Here is a 23,265-nt window from a genome sequence, read left to right as displayed (position 1 = left end):
CGGCAATCGCGAGCAGTAAGGCAACGATTGCCAACCCGATCACGCCTAGAGAGACCATTCCCATCCAGCCACAGTCGCCCCCGTGCATCATGACGAGCCTCCTATTCAGTTGCGTATAAGAAAGGCTTTCCACCATTCTTGGGGACCGAGTACACAGTGAACGGTCCAGACTTTTCGCCACCCATGCCCGGCGATCCTGCCGGCATACCAGGTAAGGTAATGCCGGCAATGTCCGGACGATCACGCAGGAGTTTTCGGACAATATTTGCTGGGACATGTCCGTCAACGACATAGCCATCAATGAGCATCGTGTGACAGCCCTCCAGGTGAGAGGGGATGCCCGCCTTCTGACTGATCTCCGACAAATTATGTACAGCCTTCACGTCGACCTGGAATCCATTCTTCCGCATGTACTCAGCGTAACCCTCGCAGCACCCGCATTGTGGGTTCTTGTACAGTATGGCAGGTGTCGACTGAGCCATGGCTGTCATCGGAAAGATGAGCGCCGATGCCATCAATGTTATGAAGTGGAAACGGTTCATGACGTATCTCCATTGGTTACTGAGAGCGGCGGTCAGGTGATGCGAAGGACAGTCATCAACCCGGATTTCTGGTGATCAGTGACATGACAGTGGAACATCCAGTCGCCCGGGTTGTCGGCAACAAAGGCAATTTCAACGAGATCCCGCGGCGCAAGCAGAACGGTATCCGCCCACTTTCGATGCGGTACACTTTCCCCATTCTTCTTCAGTACGAGAAAACTGAGACCGTGGAGGTGCATGGGATGCCACCAGGCGGTGTCATTACTGATTGATAAATGATAGGTACGATGCCGTTCCAATGTAGCAAGCGGCCGCATTCCGGCATGACCATCACCTGTCATGGAAGAGCCATTGATTGCCCAGGCGGCATTTGAAGAGGCTGTGCCCATCATGCCACCCATGCCCCCCATCATTCCGCCCTGGATGGTGATTCCGATCCGGGCAGCCGCTGCAAGATCCGGCTCAGGAAGCGGGTTGCGAGGCAGGGACCACTGGCCGATATCCCCGGGAGCGCGGCCCCGGCTGAGAGAGCCAATACAGACAAAACCAGACAGGTCGTAGGATAGGGCAGGATAAAAGTCGTCCCGAATCGCGTAGAGGCGACCGGGCCTACCATTCATTGAAAGAATCAGGTCGACCCTCATCGCCGGACCCAGAAGCACGCGACCATCAACCGGAACATGGGGGTCACAGGGTTGACCGTCGATAGCAATCACAATCGGATTGTACCGTGAGAAATCCAGCCGCATGATGCGCGCGAGACATGCGTTAATCAGTCGAAGGCGGACGATTTCGCCATCATGAAACGCTTCCTGTTGCCGGAAGTTGCCATTTATGGAAACCAGGCTGCCTATCCGGCCCGCCATTCCTGCTTCCATCGGATTCCCGAAGCCGCCGACAATCTGGCGCTCGTCGTCAAGGCGCCAGTCCGTCAAAACCCAATGAATATCCCGATCAACAGCCGGCGGGCTGTCTTCCTCGACAATTAATACACCGGCGAGTCCCCTGCCCTGTTGCTGAAGGCTGTTGGCATGGGGGTGGTACCAGAAGGTTCCTGCATCCGGAGGAGAAAATTCGTAGACAAATGCTTCACCGCTGTGAACCGGAGGCTGTGTCAGGCCAGGAACGCCGTCCATGGCATTCGGAAGCCTAATTCCATGCCAATGAATCGTTGTGTCATCTTCAAGTCGGTTATGAAGGGTTACGCGCAGAGGTCTCCCCTGCTTAACGCGGAGAACTGGGCCCGGAACCTTGCCGTCATAAGCCAGCATGCCGGTAGCCGGTCCGGAATCGGCCCAAAAGTTGTGATCCGCAGCGGAGGCGGTCAGAAATATTTCCTGCAGGCCGGATCTGACTGTCCTGCCAGAGGCAACTTCTGCCTGCCCAGAGCGGACGGGCATTGCCGTTGCTGCGAGCCCAGCCAGGCAAGCAAGAGCCTGCCGGCGGCTGAAGCTTCGCGAGGACCATCCGATGTCGCGATGGCTCATTCACGAATCCCTCGATTGTAGAAAACCGATTCAGCGCAGTTCCGCTAATCGAGGGATAAAAATCCCAATGCGATCACCGTCAGCTGAATGTAACTATCGAGAGATCAGGATCGAGGTGGGTATGGATCTGGCCGGGTAGAGCGATCAGAATGGGATACGTCCACATTCAGGAACTGGTCGGTCCGGAAATAGACCAGGGCAACTGGCATGTCTGGAAGAACCGCAAAGAAAGCGATGCACTGGGTGGAGATGCTGCAAGGAGCAGCTTTCGCTGAACCGCAGCCTTCACAGTCCCCGCTATCTTGTCCGGTCATACGGCTCATACCCGTCGGGGACATTGTCGCCGAAGCATAGGAGGCCTGAATTGCCCCACTCATGATCAGAGAAAGGGCAAGGAAGGCGACAAGGATGCGTGAACAGAACCGCATGTCGCCAACGATAGCACCTGCGGTCGAGAAAGCAATATAGGGAAAAGCTGGCGTGTGTGGCTGATTGCCGCAGATTCCCACGTGGGAAGGTTTGGGTTGGTACTTTGGCAATGGGCGAACCAGGTGCTACGATGCGCTGACAGATAAGTGAGCCGGGCATTCACTCTGCAGCCCGTGCAGCAACCCAACTTCAGAAGTCGATGTGGAGTGCCAGATGCAGAAGCAGCCTTCACTTGAATCAGAAATCCTGAGGCTTCTTCATCGAGCGGATTTCGAAAGACGACCAAAAATCGTTGAATGTCTGCTCCAGGCACTGGAGTCCCTGGAAACGAGGGACTGTTGCCATCCAGCCGTTTCGGAAGCTTACAGGCAGCTGTGTATGCCCACGAAAAAGCCAAACTGAACAAGGCTGCTATTGGGCAGTCTTGCCCATCGCGAAAGATACCCGCCGTTCACGGCCAAACGCCTGAGCGGCTCTAAAGCTTCAGGAACCGGCTATACTGAAACGCCTGTAAGCTGCCACCGGGAGTGGAGTGCGACTCGTACTCAGCCCCAACCAGCCTGTACCGGTCTCCTAGGGCAGCGGCCAAAGTTTCCGGGCTATATCTCTGAACGGGGAGCCCGCTGCATTTATCAGGCCCATCCAATGCGAAAGTCGCAATGATGGCGGTGCTGCCGGTTGTAGTTGCCTGATCCATTGTGGTGAGGTAGCGGCTGCGCTGTTCCTCTTCAACCATGAAATGGAACACGGCCCTATCATGCCAAACCAGATAGTTTCTTTCCGGTTGCCAGGCCGTGATATCGGCTACGGTCCAGTTGACCTTGCTGCCCGATTCACCCAGCCGGGCCTTTGATCTGGCAAGTGCTGAAGCCGCAACATCGAGCACAGTTACATCCATGAACCCGGAAGCAACAAGTGCGTCCACCAGCCTGGATGCGCCACCGCCAATGTCGATGATCGGCGTTTCACTCGTCCGGGCGATTGCACGAATCCAGTCAGCAGATCTGACCGGGGATTCCTGAAACCAACTCACTTCGTCTTCGGCCTTTCGGACATATACGCCGGCCCAATGATCGGAAATGGACTGTTCGGCCATATGTATGCCCTTTCTGTGGTGCCCATGCAGCAATGACCTGACGATAGGGGGGGCTGGCGAAATATCAATCGGACATTTCCTGCTTGACCTTCCAAGACGGCAAGGTTGCAGGATGGGCTCCCCTAATCAGGAGAAGGCCATGCTGAGGATTTTTGTACAGAACATGACATGTGGCGGCTGCGAGAAGAAGATCCGCGAGGGTCTCTCCGGGATAGCCGGCGTGGAGGGCGTTACAGTCGACCGGAGCCAGAAACACGTGCACGTCGTAGGACCCGCAACCGAAGAAGAGGTGATCGAAATCATCAAAGCGCTTGGGTTCAGTGCAGAAGTACTCCCAGCCCGTGGATCGGACTGAGCAATCATGAACAGAACTGCTTATAGAGCCAGTGAGAAAAGCCTTCACTGGATGTCCGCTGCAGCAATCATTACCCTGATCGGGATCGCCATCTGGGGTGGTCAGCTTTCCCCCGGGCCCACGAAGCTCATTCTTGGCCGGCTGCACCTCGGACTGGGTGTCATCGTCCTCGCACTGAGCATGGTTCGAGCGGCAATCAGGCTGTCCGGACCGAAACTATCCGGCATTGGAATTGCTGCACGAAGCGTTCACACAGGATTGTACCTGCTGCTGTTTGCGATCCCGGCGACCGGCCTGGTGACCACAATCAGGTCGAATGGCATTTACATCCTGCTGAATTTGTCCGGCGGCGAGGCCTATAATCCCCTACTGGCTGAGGATACAGCAAACCTGCACATCATTCTGGCTTACACCATGGTCATTGCCCTGATCGGCCATATCGGGGCTGCATTCTGGCATCAGTTTATTCTGAGAGACGGAACAATGGCGAAAATGATGAGATAGCATCCAGTCCGCACCGGGCGGCGGAGCAGGTTTTCCAGCTCCGCCCCATCCGGGTTGTAAGAACCATATCTTTTGACAAGACTGATCATCAGGAAGCAGAATTTTCATTACCAAAGCAGAAAGAAGACGGAGACCAGCCAATGTCGAACGGTCATCACACGGGCCATGGTCATGGCCATCCGGGCAAACATCTTCATGACCATCCGAGCACGTCTTCTGTTCATGACCCTGTCTGCGGCATGCAAGTCGAGCCAGCGGCGGCAAAATTCTCTTCAGAGTATAACGCGAAGCGGTATTTCTTCTGCAGCGGGAAATGCCAGGGAAAATTCGACGCCGCCCCGGAAACATATCTGACTGTCCAGAAAACCGCAGGCAAGACGCCAGATCAGAGCGGCGTAGTTTACACCTGTCCGATGCATCCGCAGATCCGCCAGAATGGACCCGGTGCATGCCCAATCTGCGGTATGGCGCTGGAGCCAGAGAATGCGGCCGATGCAACCGGCCCCAATGCCGAACTTCAGGATATGGCTCGCCGGTTCTGGGGAGGTGCAATACTAACGCTTCCCCTTCTTGTCCTGGAAATGGGTCCGCATCTTTTCGGCTTACATCTCCTTGGACCACAAAGCTCAAACTGGGTGCAGCTGCTCGCGGCAACCCCGGTCGTATGGTGGGCTGGCTGGCCGTTTCTGGAGCGGGGCGTCTCATCCGTCCGGAACAGAAAGCTGAACATGTTCACGCTGATTGCCATGGGAATTGGCGTTGCATGGACCTACAGCGTTGTAGCAGCAGTATTTCCAAGTGTCTTCCCTAGTGCCTTCAGAGGGGGTGATGGCGCCGTCGCTGTATACTTCGAAGCAGCGGCCGTAATTACCGTACTGGTACTTCTGGGACAGGTACTGGAGCTTCGGGCCAGGGATCAGACCTCTGGAGCCATCAAGGCTTTGCTGGATCTAACGCCGAAGACCGCCCGCCGTGTTCAGGATAATGGAGCCGATGAAGACATTCCCATCGAGGAGATCGCTGTTGGTGACAGGCTGAGAGTCAGGCCAGGAGAAAAGGTCCCCGTCGATGGGGAGCTCCTGGAGGGAAGATGCAATGTTGATGAATCTCTAGTAACCGGTGAGTCAATGCCGGTTACCAAAGAGCCAGGAAGCAAGGTGATTGCCGGAACCATCAATCAAACCGGCAGTTTTACCATGCGCGCAGATAAAGTCGGTCACGATACGATGCTGGCGCAGATTGTCCACATGGTTGCACAGGCTCAGCGCAGCAGAGCCCCGATCCAACGCCTGGTTGATGATGTCTCCGCGTGGTTTGTACCTGCCGTTATTCTGGTTGCTGTTGTCGCCTTTGCTGTCTGGGCCGTGTGGGGGCCCCAGCCACAAATGGCATATGGTCTTGTTGCCGCAGTTTCTGTGCTCATCATTGCGTGTCCATGTGCACTCGGCTTGGCAACACCGATGTCGATTATGGTCGGTGTTGGACGTGGAGCCCAAAGTGGCGTTCTCATCAAGAATGCAGAGGCAATTGAGCGGCTGGAGAAGATCGATACAGTCGTCGTCGACAAGACGGGAACGCTGACGGAGGGACGGCCCGCTGTTACCCAGATAGTGCCCCTGGCAGGATACGGACAGGATGATCTTCTACGGATCGCAGCAAGTCTCGAAAGGAACAGCGAGCACCCTCTTGCACATGCCATTATTCAGGCTGCAACCGAAAGGAATCTCGACCTTGTCGAAGTTGTTGATTTCGACAGTCCGGTTGGGAAAGGCGTAATCGGTTCAGTCCAAGGCGCCAGGGTCGTTATTGGAAACTCAAAGTTTCTTGATGAGATGAAAATCCCCTTGTCCGATGCCCTTGGAAAGGCCGATGAACTTCGGAAGGGTGGTGCGACGGCAATCTATGTGGCCATCGACGGGGTGGTGGCAGGGATTCTGGCAATCGCCGATCCAGTCAAGAAATCGACGCCGGAAGCCCTCAGCGCACTACAGGCAGCCGGAATAAAGGTAGTCATGGTGACTGGCGATAACCGTACTACCGCTGAGGCTGTCGCAAAGGAACTCGGAATCGACGAAGTCGAAGCTGACGTTCTCCCGGATAAAAAAGGCGCCATAGTCGATAAACTCCGCCGCACGGGTGCAGTGGTCGCCATGGCCGGTGATGGAGTGAACGACGCTCCGGCACTGGCAGCTGCAGATGTTGGCATTGCCATGGGCACCGGCACTGATGTGGCTATTGAAAGCGCCGGGGTTACCCTTCTGAAGGGTGATCTGCTCGGGATTGTAAGGGCAAGAACCCTCTCCGTAGCGACAATGAGAAATATCAGGCAGAATCTATTCTTTGCCTTTATATACAATGCTGCTGGCGTACCGATTGCAGCTGGTATTCTCTATCCTTCATTCGGTGTGTTGCTGTCTCCCATTATTGCTGCGGCAGCCATGGCGCTCTCATCTGTCAGTGTAGTCGCTAATGCGCTGCGACTTAAGTCGCAATCAATGTTCTAGGACAGACAGACACCAGATGCATATGACATGGCGGGATGTCCGAGGATACAGCCATGCACCCGGATGAACGACCAACCAAGCTATTCAAGGTGTCGAATTGTGACATTAGCGCAATTCGGCAGGCATACTAATAGGATTGAAAATGGCGGATCACAATCACTCGAGCAACTACAGAAAGGGGTCGATCACGCTCGCCGGCGCTGTTGCCATGGGCACCGGTGTCATGATCGGGGCTGGAATCTTTGCTCTCACCGGCCAGATAGCTCAACTCGCCGGCCCATATTTTCCTTTGGCTTTCATTGCCGGTGCCATTGTTACTGGCTTTAGCGCTTACTCGTACATTCGTATGGCGAATAAATGGCCATCAGCTGGCGGCATCGCAATGATACTGCAGAAATGCTATGGCACAGGGGCTGTTGCTGCCGGAGCATCGCTTCTCATGGCCCTCAGCATGATAATTGCCGAGAGCCTGGTGGCGCGGACATTCTCGACCTATGTCCTCCGCCCCTTTGATATCGATGGCGGGCCGCTGATACCGGTGTTGTCCGTCGGAATTATTCTTGTTGCTTTTCTTGTCAATATCGCAGGCAATCAGTCTGTTGGGGTCGCCTCACTGATTATGGCCGCATTGAAGATTGGCGGCATTGCTGTTTTTGGTATCGCAGCACTCTGGAGCGGGGGATTTGTTTTCAAGGCCGCCGGCGGTACCGGAGTGGAGTATGACGCCCTGGGATTTACAGGCTCCGTGGCATTGTCCATCCTGGCTTTCAAGGGGTTCACCACAATTACCAACAGTGGATCAGAAGTTACCGACCCGCATCGGAATATTGGTCGTGCGATTGCAATTTCCATCGTAATTTGCACGTTCGTTTATCTGCTCGTGGCCTTCGGTGTAGGTTCGAGTCTTCAGCTTCAGGATATTGTCGTAGCCAGGGATTATTCCCTGGCAGAAGCGGCGAAGCCGACGCTGGGAACAGCAGGATTCCTGCTGACGGTACTTCTGGCAGCTGTAGCCACGGCGTCCGGCCTGTTGGCAAGTGTCTTCGCTGTCTCTCGAATGCTGGCAATGCTTACCGACATGAAAATGATCCCACATAGCCATTTTGGGATGTCAGGGCCCATTCAGCGACACACGCTGGTGTACACTGTCGTTGCGGCATCGATCCTTGCTGTGTTTTTCGACCTGAGCCGGATCGCTTCACTCGGTGCTTTCTTTTATCTGGTCATGGACATGACCGTGCACTGGGGTGTGTTCCGCTACCGGCGACATGAGGTGGGGGCGTCGGCGGCAGTCCTGCTGGCCGCAATTGGGATGGACGGGCTGGTTCTGACCGCCTTTACGGTGCTGAAACTTTCAAGCGATCCGATGATCGTCCTGTATGCATTCATCGCAATCAGCACGGTCATGCTGTTCGTCCGCATTTACCTGGGGCGTTGGATCGGATCGGAGACACATCAGATGGGCTCGTAACCGGTCTTTATGTTGGAAGGCTTGTACTTGGGCTGTGAACCGGCAGATTGACTGACACCCCAGAAGTATTCAGAGAGCTTTAACGGGACATAAGGCACACCGATTACTGATCCTGCCTGAGTCGATATACATCCAGCGGATTCTGACGACCAGGCAGGTGCTGAGCATCTACCTTCTCAAGCATGGTGGAAACCGGGTGCCTTCGGCATGCCGAAACCAGATCGTCGGAGACAACCAATGATGTATTCAGAGTCCTGGGGAGCCGGGACAGCCGGCTTGCAACATTGACCGTGTCTCCAAGTACTGTGTACTCCATCATGACACCATCATCGACAATACCAACGAAGGCCTCACCGAAATGAGCGCCAATAGCTATCTCAATCGACGGAAGCCCGGCGCTTCGCCTGTCACGCGACCATTCCGAAACCGCCTTAACCATTGACATGGCACATTGAAGGGCACGGTCTGCGTCATCTGGTTTTGAGTTGGGAGCACCAAAAACTGCCATCACGGCATCCCCAATATATTTGTCAATAATGCCCCCATTGTCATAGGCAGAACGCGCTACCCTTGAACGAAACTCGGACAGGAATATTCCAAGCGCCATGGGGTCCATATTCTCAGACATTGCCGTGAAGTGCTGAATGTCTGCGAAAATCACTGCCACTTTCCTCCTGCGGGCATGTTCTTTTGTATCAGCGCTTTGCTCCACAAGTTCAGAGGAAACATCCGGCGAAAAGTAGCGGGCCAATGCAGCCGCGCGGGCAGCATTCCGAGTGGCATCAGACAGGAAACGCCGGGAACGGTAAGTCAGGATGAAAACGATCGCAGTGACCAGGACGAAGACTATCGCACTGAGAAGCTGGAAATGGGAAAGATGCTCTTCGTGAGCGGCGCTGGCGCCAATTCCAGAGAGGGGAAAGAGCATAAAACCCAGGCCGATACTGGCCGCAAACAGGAATGAGGCATAGAGGACCAGAATTGGCCTGTACCTCATCGAAGCATAGAGAAGTATAACATAGATAAGTCCAGAAACCGGGAGCGTTGCAGACGTCTGTGGAGAGAGACCGAACCCGGTTCCAAGCAAAAGAACGACGACCGCCAGGCACACCACGTCCATGCTTATGAAGGCATATGCGAGGATGGCGCTACGGCGTGGCCAGAGGAATGAAAGAGAACTGAGTAGCGTGGTAAAGCCGTAGATGAGCGCTGCGGCTTCAAAGGACCCGTGGTTCACGCCAGTGGCCCTGGCAAAAACTCCATAGACCAGTAATGCACCAAAGATCGAGGCGCGGATCGCAAATGCGATGCGCTCGTTGTTTTTCTCGGCAAATGACGCCATTTCTGATGGATTGTACTGGCGCATGAATTATGTGAACCGTTTCGAAGTCAATGACAAAGAATCTCTTTGTCAAGAAAAAGCCATTTGATTGCTTATCGATGATAAGCGGCGGAAATATTCAAGCATGCGTTTTCCCGTTCAGAACTAGGACTGGCGCAATACCAGAAAAGTGCGATGTCGACGAATTGGACCCGGTATGTGATATAGAAGAAGGTCGGTGAGTCCAATACGCTGCGGGAAGTCAATACCGCACTACTCGGCCGTCGCAGGCGAAGTGCGATGGAGACGACAAGATGCGCTTCACAAAAAGACGAAGGATTGATCGTGCCATAATGGTGACGGGCAACCCATAGTTCAGTGGAATCTGTTTGACGAGGCCTGACAAGCAGGCCATTAACATACCAAGATGCAATATTATATCGGCGACAATAGGCCGCATTCACTCAGATTTCTTGGAAAACATGTTGACTTCGTGGTCAGAATGTTTAGTTACGCTCCAACGCTTGGAGCATAAGTGAGTGCCATGAGCAAACCATCACATGTACAACAGAACTGGCGGCGTATTTGCGCCGCGGTCGTTGTCATGTGCATGATTTTGGCAGGACTCATTACCGCCTTTCATACTGAGAATGTTGGCGATGCATCTTCTGATGACACGATCATTGCCTTTGACGGGGTCGGCTTAGGCGATCAGAGTGCGCCTGAAAAGATTGTGTTGACGCAGAGTGATTGTGGCCTCCATTGCAACCAGCATTCGCCAATGCTTTCCAAAGTTCCTGAGGGACCAATCAGCGCTGATCCCGAAGCGGAACGCTTGTGCGCCGCAAATGATCTAGGCCTCTATGCAGCCCCGCTGTGGGGCGTACTTGAACCACCACGCGTCTGATTTCGCTTGAATAGCAGCCCCCGCACGACGACGCGGGACTTAAAGTCATGCCCAAGCGAGATTTATCATGCGCACCCATTTCATCTTTGCACTTATCAGTGCAGTTGTATTTGTAAACTCGGCGGCGGCGCAAGCGCCAATCATTCTCCAGGACTTAAATGACGCTCTGCGGCTTGGTGAGACCAATGCCGCTCGACTGCGAGCAGCCGAAGCCGGCATCGCAGGAGCAGGCGGCGCGCTGCTGCAGGCCGGCGCCCGACCGAACCCCGAGATATTCGTCGACGCCGAGAATTTTGCTGGCAGCAAAAATTATTCCGGAAGCAAGGGCCTGGAATGGACGGCCGGATTGTCACAACGCATTGAGCTCGGAGGCAAACGACAGGCGCGGATAGCCGAGGCACAGGCAGGGTTGAAGCAAGCCGGGTATCAACGGGACATCGAAGTATTAGCGTTCCAGGTCGATATTGCGCGGGCCTATGTGCGAGCGCTTGCCAGTAAACGACGTGTCGATATAGCAGATCGTCAGAAATCCAATGCCTCGACGATTGCAGAAGCGGTTCTTGCGCGGGTGGAGGCCGGAAAGGAAGCAGTCGTACAAATCCAGCGGATCAACATCCTTCTTGCGACGGCGGACATGGCGACTAGAAAGGCGCGCGGCTCCTACGAAGCAACAATGGCCGAATTCTCGGCATTACTGAACCAAAATGCGGCCAGTCTGGATATCAAAGCCGGGTGGCTTGACGAAATTGGGAGCGTTCCGGCAATAGCACCAGATCAACCGGCACTCGCCCAGAACCCGATTTTCGCGCGGATCGCCGCAGAAGTTGAACGAGCAAGGGCTGCTGTCGATTCAGCAACTTCCGCAGCCATACCCGATCCAACATTTAGCGCCGGATTCCGCAGGTACAATGAGGACGACAGTTCCGCAGTTGTTGTTGGTGTATCCATCCCGATTCCAGTCTTCGATCAGAACAAGGGCTCTATCCTCGAAGCTCGTCAGAACCTGCTCCGGACTGAAGCTGAACAAGAAGCAGCCAAGCTCGAGATCCTAGGAAACCTGGCTAAATCGCGCTCAAACCTGCTGACGGCCTACCAGCAGGTTGTCACCCTCAGGTCGATTATTGGTCCAGCTGCTGATGGCGCTCTTTCTGCAGCTAAGGATGGGTATCAATCCGGAAAGTTTGACTTCTTAAACTTACTGGATGCACAGCGCACCCGCTACGAGATCGAAGAGCAACTTGCAGATGCACTCGAAGAGTATCATCTGGCTCGAATTGATTTGGCACGTCTGGTTGGCCGAGTGCAGTAAAGCTGCACGAAATCCCGCTATCAATTTCTATCAGGAGAATCATGATGAACCGGCGTGCAATATATATCGCTGTTGCATTGTTCTTGCCCGCGATCCTATCAGGATGCGATGACAACACCCAAGAAGCGAACAAGGCCAACAATATGGCTCATGCTGGGCATAAGGAGGACGAAGGAGAGAAGCATCAAGAGCAAAAGGGTCAAGGAGAAGAACACGAGAATGAAGCAAATAATGTCACTTTGACATCGAAGCAAATCGAACTGGCGCAGATCGAAACATCGCTAGTCGCGCGCGGCGATGTCCAGGTGCCTCTCGACTTGACAGGAGAGGTGGTGCTCAATCGCCATCGACTGGCATTAATTGTGCCGCGTGTTTCTGGATATGTCGCCAGGATAGAGAAAACGATTGGGAGTGCCGTGAAAACTGGTGACACTCTTGCTTTGGTCGAGAGCCGGGAACTCGCAGAAATGAAAAATGCTTTTCTTGGAGCAAGGGAGAAGGCGCCACTAGCGCTTAGTCGCATGCGAAGAGAAGAGCAATTGTGGAAACGAAAAGTCTCCTCTGAGCAGGATTATCAGGATGCGCGGCAAGAGTATTTACAGGCCAATGTAGAATTGCTAACTGCCGAGCAGAGCCTGCTTTCTGTCGGCATAGACCTGAAGGCAGCAGCGGCTGACAGTAGCGGCCGATATCAAATTGTTACCCCGATCAGCGGAGTAATAATCGACTGGGACATCGTACAAGGTCAGGTAGTCGGGTCTGACACTAGTGTCTATACGGTCGCGGATCTATCCAGGCCCTGGATCATCGCTACTGTAAACATTAAGGATATTGGCCGTGTCCGACCGGGACAGCAAGCTATCGTCCGGACTCGCAAAAGCGGGGTGGTCCTGACCGGAACCGTGGACTGGGTTGCCGATATTGTGGATGAGAAAACAAGAACCCAGCAGATCCGTATCGAAGTCGAGGACACTGCTGGGCGACTGAAACCAGGCATGTTTGTAACAGCGTCGGTTTTTGCAGAAACCAAGCCCGATGTCTTGGTTATACCTGTTAGTGCCGTTCTACGGCAGAAGCAGAACACCATCGTCTTTGTTGATGCAGGTGGAGGAAAATTCGACCGACGGGAGATCAGAACGGGCCTAAGAGACGCAAAACTGATTGAAGTGACGGATGGTCTCGTGGAAGGAGACAGCGTGGTTACGAGTGGTAGCTTCACGCTCAAATCAGAACTGGAGAAGTCTGGCTTTGAAGCTGGGCATGGACATTAATGAACCGGTCGATTTGAACAGGAAGGCAACACAAGAATGATCAATCGCATCATTGACATGGCGTTGAACCAGAGGTTCCTGATCGGGATCCTGACATTTGGTCTTGTTGTTTACGGCTGGACCTCAATGCAGGAATTGAACGTCGATGCCTTTCCAGATGTCACAAACGTTCAGGTTCAAATTAATACAGAGGCACCGGGCCTCGCAGCATCCGAGGTGGAACAGCTAGTAACATATCCGGTAGAATCAGTGATGAACGGCCTTCCCGATGTGACGGAAGTACGTTCGATCTCGAAGACGGGATTGTCTGTTGTCACAGTCGTATTCGCTGACAAGGTCGACATTTATTTCGCTCGCCAACTAGTTCTCGAACGACTGCAGATCGCACGCGAACGCATCCCCGACGGCCTTGGCGACCCGGAAATGGGCCCGATTACCACTGGTCTTGGACAGGTCTACAAGTATCTCCTGTCCAGTCCTGACAAATCCTTGATGGAACTTCGGTCTATCAACGACTGGCTCGTTAAATTCCAGCTACGCACAGTACCAGGCATCACAGATGTTTTGAGTAATGGCGGAGTTGTTCGCCAGTTCCAGGTCAAGGTTACTCCCGAGCGCATGATCGCATACGACGTCACATGGAGTGATATTCGGGAGGCCATACAGAAGAACAACAGAAATGCCGGTGGCTGGTACATCGAAGGGAAACAGGAACAGCTTGTTGTCCGAGGTGAAGGCTTGATCTCTGGCGGCAACCGGGGGCTCGCAGATATTGAGAGAATTGTATTGAAAACGATTGATGGAACACCTGTTTACGTCCGGGATGTTGCAGATGTCGAGTATGGAGCAGAAATTCGCCAAGGAGCTGTCAGCGTCAATGGCGATGGTGAGGCTGTTACTGGTGTTGTTCTGCAATTAAAGGGGGCCAACACGAGGCAGGTATTGAGTGATATCCGCAGGAAGGTTGAGCAGATTCAGAAGACCCTGCCGACTGGTGTCCGCATTGATCCTATCTATGACCAGTCCATGCTTGGAGAGAAAGCCGTAACAACGGTGGTTAAGGCGTTGGCCGAGGCGGCTGTCCTGATCGTGTTTGTGCTTTTTATCTTCTTGTGGAACGTGCGGGCCGCATTGATTGTCGTGTGCTCGATTCCGATTTCTATGCTTGTGGCTTTTATCATGATGAGGCATTTCGGGCTCTCGGCCAACCTTCAGTCACTGGGTGGTCTCGCCATAGGAATCGGAATGATGGTGGATGGATCAGTTGTTATGATCGAAAACATCATGAGGCACCTGGCCGAGGAAGGACACGAAAACGACAGCCTTACCAGTAAGGTTCGACGAGCAGCGGAGGAGGTCGGGCAGCCTGTATTCTTTGCAGTGCTTATTATCGTTGTCGTTTTCCTCCCGTTGTTCACACTTGAAGGTGTGGAAGGGAAAATGTTCAGTCCTATGGCATTCACCATCGCCTTTGCCATGTTGGGGTCTCTAATTGTCGCCCTTACTGTTGTTCCTGTTCTCGCGTCAGTTCTATTGAGAGGGAAGATAGCCGAGGAGGACACCAGGTTGCTGCGCGTGCTGAAAGCGGCGTACCATCCGCTTCTAGTACGAGCAATACGACATAGAGCAGCGGTTGTAGTCGTTGCGTTGACGGCGCTTGGCGGTTCCCTGGCAACGGTACCATTTCTTGGCACCGAGTTTGTGCCGGAGCTCAACGAGGGCAGCATGTCAATACGAGTAACGATGAGCCCCAGTATTTCTCTCGGGGAGGCCAAGCGGATCGGAAAGATACTGGAGAAAAAGCTCATCAAGTATCCAGAGGTCATTTACGCGGTCAGTCAGATCGGACGACCAGAGCTCGGAGGGGATCCAGAACCAATCTCCAATAACGAAATCCTAGTTGTCCTGAAGGATCAGAAAGAATGGACAACGGCGTCGACAAAGCCAGAATTGGTCGATCTCTTCGAGCGAGATCTTGCTGAGTATCCCGGCGTAACCCTAAATTTTGGACAGCCGATTGCCTCGCGAGTAGATGAGCTTCTGTCGGGCGTTAAAGCGCAGTTGGCAGTTAAGCTTTTTGGTGAGGATCTCGGTGTGCTTGAGGAGAAAGGGCGAGAAATCGAGGCCGCTATCAAGTCCGTGAAAGGTGCCGCGGATGTTCAGATGGAACAGATTGGTGGTGAAGCGCAGCTGGTGGTCCGCGCTGATCATGAAGCGCTTGCACGATATGGTCTCAATGTAGCCGATGTCATGGAGATCGTTTCTACTGCTGTTGGTGGAGAGCCGGTCAGTCAGGTTATCGAGGGTCAGCAACGATATGATATTTACCTTCGCGTTGCCGAAGAATCCCGTGATAGTGCCGCTTCCATTGGTAATTTGCTGATCAGTGGAGCCGGGGGTATTCGCATTCCTCTTTCTCAGGTGGCCGATATCGGCGTCGTTGAAGGTCCGCCGGCAATCATTCGGGAATCAGCTCAGCGCCGCGTTGTAGTACAAGCGAATATACGTGATCGAGACATGGGAGGTTTCGTCGCTGAGGCCCAGCAGACTGTGGCCAACAGCGTCAGCCTCCCTGCAGGCTACTTTGTAACCTGGGGTGGACAGTTTGAGAATCAACAGAGGGCGCAAAGGACATTGTCAGTTGTGGTGCCTATTAGCTTGGTCATGATCTTCCTCTTGCTGTTTGCCTCATTCGGCTCAGTGCGGAATGCTCTACTCATAATCCTGAATGTCCCCTTCGCTTTAATCGGAGGAATATTTGCCCTTGCTGTATCCGGACAATTCTTGAGCGTTCCAGCATCAGTCGGTTTCATTGCGCTGTTTGGAGTAGCGGTACTGAATGGCGTCGTGATGGTGTCATATATTAACGACCTTGTTCGACGCGGGCGGCCGGTCGACGATGCAGTATACGAAGGAGCAATGACTCGACTGCGCCCGGTCCTGACAACAGCAACAGTTGCAAGCCTTGGCCTCATCCCCCTTTTGCTTGCCAATGGAATAGGCTCTGAAGTGCAGAGGCCGCTGGCAACGGTCGTAGTTGGAGGCCTGATCTCATCAACCGTGTTAACCCTGCTTGTTCTTCCGGCTCTTTACAGGTGGTTCGCTATCATTCCAGAGCGAGACAGGCGTTCAGCCAAGCATACAGTCTCAGCCAATGACGGATCACCAGCGCATGGCGCCAGGTGACGGGCGTACCGGAAAAGGAGAAGCACGATGAAAATGATAGTTGCCTTTATAAAGCCACACCTTTCCGTAGAAGTGGTACTCGCATTGCAGAATGTCGAAGGGCTGAGCGGCCTCAGTCTTTCGGAGGTACATGGCTTTGGCCGTGGTCGCGCCCATTCTGCGCCAGACATGGTGATTTTTCATGGCCTGGAACTTGTTCTGCGTACCCGCCTCGAGATTGCGTGTACGGATGAAGTGGTTGAAGTTCTCTCGGATATTATTCAGCAGGTCGCACATACCGGGCTGCGTGGGGATGGAAAGATTTATGTTTCGGAGCTCCAGCAAGCTAGGCGCATAAGCAGCGGAGAAATAGGAAGAACAGCTGTTTGATTAATCTATTGCATATGTGACCGCTTATTGGCTTCTAAAGGAGAATTAAATGCGGAGACTGACACTGACTATGGTTGGGATCGCCAGTCTCGGGTTGGCTGGCTGTGGTGCGACTCAGGAGCAATTGGCTGAATACAGAAGCAATCGGTGCCAGGAAGCAGGCCTAGCGGAAGAAACCCAGGAATTCAGAGAATGCATGGCAAAACAGGTTCATCGTCAGCACGCAATCGGTGCCGGCGCGCCGTTGCGGTTTCGCCGTCATAGTTGGACACATGACATCATCGAAAACTGATAAGTGTCGATCATTGCGCCAGTGACGTATATGTGCTGGCGGCCAGAAATTCCCTCGATAGTAAGTTTAATGCTGATCAGTATTCATGAACTCCGAGCAAATCTCCTAATGACTTCCCAATAAGCTTTCTATGCAATCATAGCGATAAATCAGGTAAAAAATGTATATAAAAAGAATGCATTCTGAGTAGTTGGAATAATCTTGCGTGTATACTAAGGTTGCTCCAAGTCGTTTCCAGAGCCTCCGAAACGGCGAGTTGTTCCCGCTCAGGTGGTTTTCTGCGGGGGAAGCATATAATCGGAGCTTCGGGGCCTGTTATTCTCCCTGGCGAACCGGCTTTCCTGCAACGAACAGCTGACTGGGACATGCCGATCGGGTTTCACAAAGCAGCAGGCCGTGTCAGGGCCGTAGCTGCAGCTCTCATCCTGAATCCCTGCGGGACCAGCGATGCTGCTAGGTCATTGCCTGGACAGCATGCGGGTTTCCAGGGCAGGCGACGATACCGCCGGGGGTAGAACCCCGCGTGATGAAACCTGATTGTCTGGTGACTCATGGACGTACATCTTCTCGCAACCTCGGTTGCAAGCCGCTTTTGTATCACACACCACAATAGCTCGATCACTTCGATTTTCAGCAGCGCAAATGACAGCGTCGTCCTGGAACACCTGTCATCGACCAGCCAGAAGACTCTCCGCTGCGAGATGACCGCCGAGGAGGCGATCGAGAGCGCCCGGGCCTTCGCCGTTCACGCGGCCTATGCCGAAATCGGCTTTGCCCCCGATCAGGACAATCAGAGCCTGGTCCAGACACAGATCTCCGAGAACTACATCGTCAGCAAGGATGGCAAGGTCATCTTCACCCATGCCTATACCGGCAACCACCCGGCGGCCGAGAGATCTGACGTCGAGATGCGGATCAAGGTCTCGCCGCCGGGGGCCATCAAGATTGGCGAAGGACTGAGTGCCGTCGGCACTCAGACACTTTTTCGCCGCATCATCAATGAACGCTTCAGCGAGATTCGCTGACTCGGCTTCCGTATATACGGTCAGCGAAAGAAGGAAAGGCCGCCGGCATTGCCGGCAGCCTTTCTGATTCTATTGCGACAACGACGCTTCCTTGGCATCCCGCTCAAGGTAAACGGACAGCATCTGAAAAATATACAACGTAAGAATCATGGCATTAATGCTTGACTGCGCCGTCTTGTAGCTCACCAATCCATGTACCACAGCATGCCGGTTCGGAATTGGATCATCGACAATACCAGCAAGATCCTCTGATGACTTAATATGCTCATAGAGGTGACCCCGCAGCCGCTTGTGAAAATTCAGAGCCGCAATGCTGCCCGGAAGATATTCATCCGCTACATCTGCCAGCTTGCGAAGGCTCGAAATCTTCCTTGGCATACCTTCATCCTTGTGCAGGATATCGCCAACAATCCTTTCCACTTCCGGAAAAAGCAGCCGTGGCGCCACCCGATACAGCCCGTGCCCGTGCGCCGTGATCGCCTCGCCAAATGTCATCTTCGCTTCATCGTCAATGGAAGCGTCTTCAACAGCCGACAGGAACTCGGCTGAAATCCATTCCCAGTTTTCCCTGTAATAGGCATCAACTTTCTGCCGGACCTCGTCACTGTTCCAGGCAAGATTCTCCTGCAGCAACTCAAATGGCGATGTCCGGTGCGGCAGCCACCCCGCCTTGTCCAGCATCTCGCATTGATGACTATGCCGTGCGATCACGGCCACAGTGTCGAATACGGGCTTCAAAGCCTGAGCAACTTCACCAATCGTTTTAACAACCGGCTGAACATTGCGAGCAAAGCCTTCCGCGGCTCGCAGTGTCGGCTCTATGAGCCGACCTATGCCATTCGCCAGCTCTTGCAGGCGTTTCCGATCCGTCGGGGGCAGGTCATTCCAGGACATCACAACACCATCTGCTTCCAGTGACTGGTACAGATATATCGTAACTCACATCGCTACACACCGCCGCCACAACTGCACGGCCGTCGGTGCTCGTGGTCATCGTCCTGAAAGCGGTGGTGCCGACAGCCGATTGAGGTAAGAACAGGGGCCACGCTAAGCGTGGCCCCTGTCGTTTCTTCCGTGTTGCTACTCGCCGCTCACCCGAACACGGACTTCTGCGCTGGCGACGTGCCAGCCATTGGTATCCATGTCCTGGAGCAAGGCCTGAACATCGAAGGCGATCCGGGGCTTGTCGTCTGGCTCCAACTCGATCTGCCTGAAGTAGATCCATGGGCCCAACTCGGCCGGCAGATTGGTGCCCGCCGAATCCCGGGTGAACCCGTAAGCGTTCCAGGACTTTGATGATTTGAGTATATGAAGCTGTATAATTTTCTCCTTCTATATGCGTTGCTCATGAATAAGGTGAGGCGATCAGATGTGATCGGTCACCCCTGTATATTTAGTCTCGCCGCCCAAAAATCCGGGCAGGTCCTGCTATTTTATTCTCGCGCAGCCCAAGGCTCGAAAGAGACACGCCAGACCAGGAAGCTGGGCGCGTCCCTGCGGGAGAGCTGCCTGGTGGTGCTGCGCACCCGAGCCCCGCGTGCGGGTCTCGGCCAGTCGGCGCCGTCAGCCGCGCGAGCCGGCCGCCGCCGGCGGCCGTAGTCGACGCCGCGATGCCGCGGCGCGTCGTCTGTTCATTTTTCCCTCGGCCGCGGGTGCTGGCCGTCGCGCCCTTTTAGGCCAGCCGCGGCGGGCCGTAAGCGCCATCTCGGGTTTCCCCATGATTTCCGGCTCGCCGGAAATCACACGCGGGCGTGCGCCAAAAGGCGCCCGCGTGCCCTCGCGCAGCGCCCTGACTTCGCTGCGGAGCGCCCGCTCGGGTGGGCGATACCCCTCCCTCGATGAACGCTTCGCGTCCCGCCTTCTCCGTCTGGCCTGTCGGGCTTTGCGCCGTCCACCCCCCGCTTCCGGGGAAAAAGCGCGGGGTTGGTTCAAGTGGCGGCAGCAACGCGGCAAGCCGACACCCGGTCATGTCGCGGAGATTGGTAGAGCCCTTACCCCGCAAGTGAACCGACTCAACAGGAGACAGAAAGATGACCATCGAGCGCGTGAAGCTGAGCGACCTCAGCCCCAACCCGAACAATCCTCGCAAATCCTACAAGCAGGACAGCATCAAGGAACTGGCCGCCAGCATCCTCGCCAACGGCCTGCTGCAGGCGCCGAGCGCCAAGAAACTGCGCGGCAAGAAGCGCGAGATCATTTTCGGCAGCCGCCGCTACTACGCCCACATGTATCTGGTCGAAACCGGCGCCCTGACCGCCGATCACGAAATCGACGTGGACGTGAAGGAGGACGTGACCGAGCAGCATGCCAAGGAACTGGCGCTGATCGAGAACGTTCAGCGCGAGGACATGAACCCGGTTGATGAGGCCGAGGCCTTCGCCGATCTGGTCAAGTCCGGCGCCGAACTGGCAGACATCGCCGCCCGCGTCGGCAAGTCCGAAATGACCATCCGCCGCCGCCTCGCCCTTGCCGGCCTGTGCAAGGAAGCGAAGTCCGCCCTGCGCAAGGACGAGATCACCCTGTCCGTTGCCGAGGCCCTGACCATCGGCACCAGTGCGCAACAGCGGGAGATCGTTGCGGACATCCGCAGCGGCTCCGAAATGGACGCGGACGATGTGCGACAGTCATTTCTGGAAGACCGGGCCTCGGTCGCCCATGCGATCTTCCCCATCGAGCGGTACAAGGGCCGCATCGCCGCCGACCTGTTCCAGCAGGCGGAAACCTCCTACTTCGATGATTTCAGCCAGTTCCTGACCCTGCAGAAGCAGGCGGTCGAGGAAAAGGCCGAGGAACTGCGCCAGACGTCGGCATGGGTGGAGGTGTTCGAGGGCTGGCACTGCGCCACCCATCTCTACGACCGCAGCAAAGCGAAGAAGTCGGGCGTCATCATCCACATGACCCCGAACGGCAAGGTCGAAATCCATACCGGCCTGCGCAAGCGCGAAGTCGCCCCCTCGGTCCGGGAAGCGATCCGCGAGGAAAATGCCAAGGTCCGGCCCGATTATGCCGAGCCGGTCAAGCGGTACATCAACGCCCACAAGACCGCCGCCGTGCAGGCCGCCATCCTCGGCTCGCCCAGGACGGCCCGCATTCTGGCCGTGGTCGGCATGCTGGCCTACGCCCAGAACATCGGCATCAGCACCGCCAAGAGCGCCGGCATCGCCTTCTTCGGCAACAACCCGGAAGCCAAGTCGGACAGCTTCCGGAAGCTTGAGGAACAGGCCCGCTACTATGCCCGTCTGCTGGGGGCGACCGACAAGCGGCTGGAAGATCACGACAGCGGCCTCGAATTCCTAGAGCGATCCTACGGCCGCAGCGCCACCGCCCTCTACGAGCGGATCAAGGGCCTGACCGATGCGGACCTCGAAGGCCTTCACCTATTCCTGACCACCATCGCCTTCTGCGCCACCCACAACGAGAAACTGGACGGCAGCGCGGACAGCCTGTTCAACGTTGTCGCCAACGACCTCGGGGTGAACATGGTCGATTGCTGGCGGCCGGATGCCTTCTTCCTGTCGAAGCGCAACCGGACCCAGCTGGAAGCGATCATGCAGGAGGCCGGCATGCCGGCAATATCCGGCAAGGCGAAGAAGTCGGAACTGGTCGACATCGCCGCCGCCCGCTTCGCCGCCGGCAGCACCGAGGAAGCCCGCAACTGGCTGCCCGGCGCGATGATGTTCCCGGCCACCGGCCCGGACGTCGAAGTCTTTGCGTCGCATGACGACGACATGGACGACGAGGGCGACGATTACGAGGGCGATGCCGGCGAGGACGATGCCGGCGACAACATCGAGGCGGATGACATCGAGCAGGATGCCAGCGCCAACGATGACGACGACGCCGGCGAGGCCTTCGCCGAAGCCGCCGAGTGACACCGGGCCGGGCGCGCCGTCTCCCGCGCCCGGCTTCTCCCGCCGCCCCGCGTTTCCCTCCTCCGGCGCGGGGCGGCACCCCTCTTCCCCAGACACCCCTGGGAACAGCCATGCTGCACACCACGACCCATCGGCCGGCACTGGCCGGCCGGCTCACCCTGCCTCCGGCCCCTCTCTACACCAGCCGCGAATTGCAGATCGGCAAGCACCTCTGGCGCGCCATCGTGATCGCCCATCCCCTCTACGGGAACAACGTCGAGTATGAGTGGAGAAACGCGGCCGGCGGCATGTGGCTGCCGGCCCGGCTGTGGAGCGGCTACGACCCCGATCATTACGACCACGGCCTGCCCGCCCGTCTCTGTGACCTCTACGAGGCTGAGGCGCCGCAGCTGGCCCGCTTCGTCCCCGGCATCGCCGCGCGCCTCGCGCGCCGGGCGCTGCAGGAGCTTCCAGCATGAACACCCTCCCGAACAACCCCGATCACCCCGGCGGAGGTGCCGCGATGACCGTGATCGCGACGATCCGGCAGGCGATCACCGAGCAACCGGCCGATGTGCGCCAGGGCGTGGAACTGCTATTCCAGTGGGGCGAAATCAGTCGTCGCCCGGAACAGTCGGATTACTGGCGCATCGCCTACCTGGTCGGCCTTGGCCACAGCCCGGGCCGCGCCGCCGCCCGCGAACTCGGCTATCGTCTCGCCCGCGCGTTCGATGCCCGCCAGCAGCGTTGCTGCTGGGGCGGCGGCAATGTCGCGGGGTAGAGGATCACCCCTCTTTCGGATGCAATCTTTTGAGCGTCCGGCCGAAGGTTGCCCGGAACCGATGGCCGACTTCCGTTGAGACTGTCAGTCTCGGATATCGAGCGGCCAGCCATGGCACTCGCGACTTTCGGGCTAAATTTCCGAGCATCACCCTGTAGGCTTCCAAGTCGTTTGTCAGCACGAGCGCCGCAGACCTGCCCGGCTCCAGCTTGATCGGCTGATTCCGGAAGACGGGCTCATGTGGGTTCTGCTGCATAACTTCCTTCCCAAAAGGGACACTCCATACAAAAGAACTCAGATACGGAATCGTCACCGGCACCGGGCCAATATTGTCGATGGACACCATGATGACTGACGGTGCATTGCGTGTGTCGAGTGTGTCTCTTCCCTGTTGGGCCTCAGACGAGAAATAAAGCCGAATATCGACAAAGACCTTCAGACGCGGCCGGGACTGCCGCCCAGCCAGGTATAGCGCAACGACCACAGCCGCGATGGTTCCTACTGCCGACAAAAGGGCAATTGTCGAGGGATAGCGGGCCAAGAAGGCTTCAAGCGTATCCATGGC

The 23,265-nt window shown here is 55.6% G+C and carries 19 protein-coding genes; 13 read left to right on the top strand and 6 right to left on the bottom strand.

Annotated features, from left to right (window positions below; genetic code table 11):
- Window positions 1-101: 101 nt before the first annotated feature.
- From ACEQZY_RS18800 to ACEQZY_RS18790, 3 genes are all read right to left on the bottom strand, one after another.
- Entirely contained in the window at window positions 102-542 is a 441-nt protein-coding gene (locus ACEQZY_RS18800) for a DUF411 domain-containing protein (RefSeq protein ID WP_341702043.1), read from the bottom strand.
- Between the two features lie 32 nt (window positions 543-574).
- Complete coding sequence (locus ACEQZY_RS18795) at window positions 575-2,029, bottom strand: multicopper oxidase family protein (RefSeq protein ID WP_370156435.1); 1,455 nt, start codon at window positions 2,027-2,029, stop codon at window positions 575-577.
- 904 nt (window positions 2,030-2,933) lie between these two features.
- Window positions 2,934-3,554 carry a trans-aconitate 2-methyltransferase gene (locus tag ACEQZY_RS18790; protein WP_370156433.1) on the bottom strand — a complete coding sequence of 207 codons (621 nt, stop codon included), beginning with the start codon at window positions 3,552-3,554 and terminating at the stop codon, window positions 2,934-2,936.
- 139 nt (window positions 3,555-3,693) lie between these two features.
- Between ACEQZY_RS18790 and ACEQZY_RS18785 the strand changes: the two genes are divergently transcribed.
- The 4 genes from ACEQZY_RS18785 to ACEQZY_RS18770 all read left to right on the top strand — a co-directional run bounded on the left by ACEQZY_RS18785 (window position 3,694) and on the right by ACEQZY_RS18770 (window position 8,388).
- A complete protein-coding gene (locus ACEQZY_RS18785; protein WP_370156431.1) occupies window positions 3,694-3,909 on the top strand; it encodes a heavy-metal-associated domain-containing protein in 216 nt (71 codons plus the stop codon).
- Between the two features lie 6 nt (window positions 3,910-3,915).
- Window positions 3,916-4,413: a cytochrome b gene (locus tag ACEQZY_RS18780; RefSeq protein ID WP_370156429.1), complete on the top strand. Its 498-nt coding sequence runs from the start codon at window positions 3,916-3,918 to the stop codon at window positions 4,411-4,413.
- Between the two features lie 140 nt (window positions 4,414-4,553).
- Complete coding sequence (locus ACEQZY_RS18775; RefSeq protein WP_341702037.1) at window positions 4,554-6,917, top strand: heavy metal translocating P-type ATPase; 2,364 nt, start codon at window positions 4,554-4,556, stop codon at window positions 6,915-6,917.
- 142 nt (window positions 6,918-7,059) lie between these two features.
- The gene (locus tag ACEQZY_RS18770; protein WP_370156427.1) at window positions 7,060-8,388 is read left to right on the top strand and encodes an APC family permease; all 1,329 of its coding nucleotides are present in this window, start codon (window positions 7,060-7,062) and stop codon (window positions 8,386-8,388) included.
- Window positions 8,389-8,491: 103 nt separating this feature from the next.
- On the opposite strand, the gene ACEQZY_RS18765 is transcribed toward ACEQZY_RS18770, so the two are convergent.
- Window positions 8,492-9,754, bottom strand: coding sequence for an adenylate/guanylate cyclase domain-containing protein (locus ACEQZY_RS18765; protein ID WP_341702035.1), 1,263 nt, complete (start codon window positions 9,752-9,754; stop codon window positions 8,492-8,494).
- Between the two features lie 499 nt (window positions 9,755-10,253).
- Here ACEQZY_RS18765 and ACEQZY_RS18760 point away from each other — a divergent pair, with 499 nt between their 5' ends.
- From ACEQZY_RS18760 to ACEQZY_RS18735, 6 genes are all read left to right on the top strand, one after another.
- Window positions 10,254-10,616: a hypothetical protein gene (locus ACEQZY_RS18760; RefSeq protein WP_370156425.1), complete on the top strand. Its 363-nt coding sequence runs from the start codon at window positions 10,254-10,256 to the stop codon at window positions 10,614-10,616.
- A 67-nt stretch (window positions 10,617-10,683) separates the two neighbouring features.
- A complete protein-coding gene (locus tag ACEQZY_RS18755; RefSeq protein ID WP_341702033.1) occupies window positions 10,684-11,925 on the top strand; it encodes a TolC family protein in 1,242 nt (413 codons plus the stop codon).
- Window positions 11,926-11,966: 41 nt separating this feature from the next.
- Window positions 11,967-13,196 carry an efflux RND transporter periplasmic adaptor subunit gene (locus ACEQZY_RS18750; protein ID WP_341702032.1) on the top strand — a complete coding sequence of 410 codons (1,230 nt, stop codon included), beginning with the start codon at window positions 11,967-11,969 and terminating at the stop codon, window positions 13,194-13,196.
- 36 nt (window positions 13,197-13,232) lie between these two features.
- A complete protein-coding gene (locus ACEQZY_RS18745) occupies window positions 13,233-16,382 on the top strand; it encodes an efflux RND transporter permease subunit (RefSeq protein ID WP_370156422.1) in 3,150 nt (1,049 codons plus the stop codon).
- Window positions 16,383-16,409: 27 nt separating this feature from the next.
- A complete protein-coding gene (locus ACEQZY_RS18740) occupies window positions 16,410-16,751 on the top strand; it encodes a P-II family nitrogen regulator (protein WP_341702030.1) in 342 nt (113 codons plus the stop codon).
- Between the two features lie 993 nt (window positions 16,752-17,744).
- Entirely contained in the window at window positions 17,745-18,068 is a 324-nt protein-coding gene (locus tag ACEQZY_RS18735; RefSeq protein WP_341702029.1) for a hypothetical protein, read from the top strand.
- Between the two features lie 69 nt (window positions 18,069-18,137).
- Here the strand turns inward: ACEQZY_RS18735 and ACEQZY_RS18730 are convergent, their stop codons facing one another.
- Window positions 18,138-18,962, bottom strand: a complete 825-nt coding sequence (locus tag ACEQZY_RS18730) for a hypothetical protein (RefSeq protein WP_370156420.1) — start codon at window positions 18,960-18,962, stop codon at window positions 18,138-18,140.
- Between the two features lie 1,136 nt (window positions 18,963-20,098).
- On the opposite strand from ACEQZY_RS18730, the gene ACEQZY_RS18725 reads away from it, so the two are divergent.
- The 3 genes from ACEQZY_RS18725 (at window position 20,099) to ACEQZY_RS18715 (ending at window position 22,700) form a co-directional block, all read left to right on the top strand.
- The gene (locus ACEQZY_RS18725; RefSeq protein ID WP_370156418.1) at window positions 20,099-21,940 is read left to right on the top strand and encodes a ParB/RepB/Spo0J family partition protein; all 1,842 of its coding nucleotides are present in this window, start codon (window positions 20,099-20,101) and stop codon (window positions 21,938-21,940) included.
- Between the two features lie 110 nt (window positions 21,941-22,050).
- The gene (locus ACEQZY_RS18720) at window positions 22,051-22,398 is read left to right on the top strand and encodes a hypothetical protein (RefSeq protein ID WP_370156416.1); all 348 of its coding nucleotides are present in this window, start codon (window positions 22,051-22,053) and stop codon (window positions 22,396-22,398) included.
- A complete protein-coding gene (locus tag ACEQZY_RS18715; protein WP_341702121.1) occupies window positions 22,395-22,700 on the top strand; it encodes a hypothetical protein in 306 nt (101 codons plus the stop codon). Before ACEQZY_RS18720 ends, ACEQZY_RS18715 begins: the two co-directional genes overlap by 4 nt.
- A 4-nt stretch (window positions 22,701-22,704) precedes the next feature.
- Here ACEQZY_RS18715 and ACEQZY_RS18710 read toward each other — a convergent pair whose 3' ends face one another.
- A complete protein-coding gene (locus ACEQZY_RS18710) occupies window positions 22,705-23,262 on the bottom strand; it encodes a hypothetical protein (protein ID WP_341702120.1) in 558 nt (185 codons plus the stop codon).
- Window positions 23,263-23,265 lie beyond the last annotated feature (3 nt).

The organism is Ferrovibrio sp. (assembly GCF_964218355.1).
GTDB lineage: Bacteria > Pseudomonadota > Alphaproteobacteria > Ferrovibrionales > Ferrovibrionaceae > Ferrovibrio.
The sequence above is the reverse complement of the archived record's forward strand: the minus strand, read 5'-3'. Positions and strand labels throughout refer to the sequence as shown.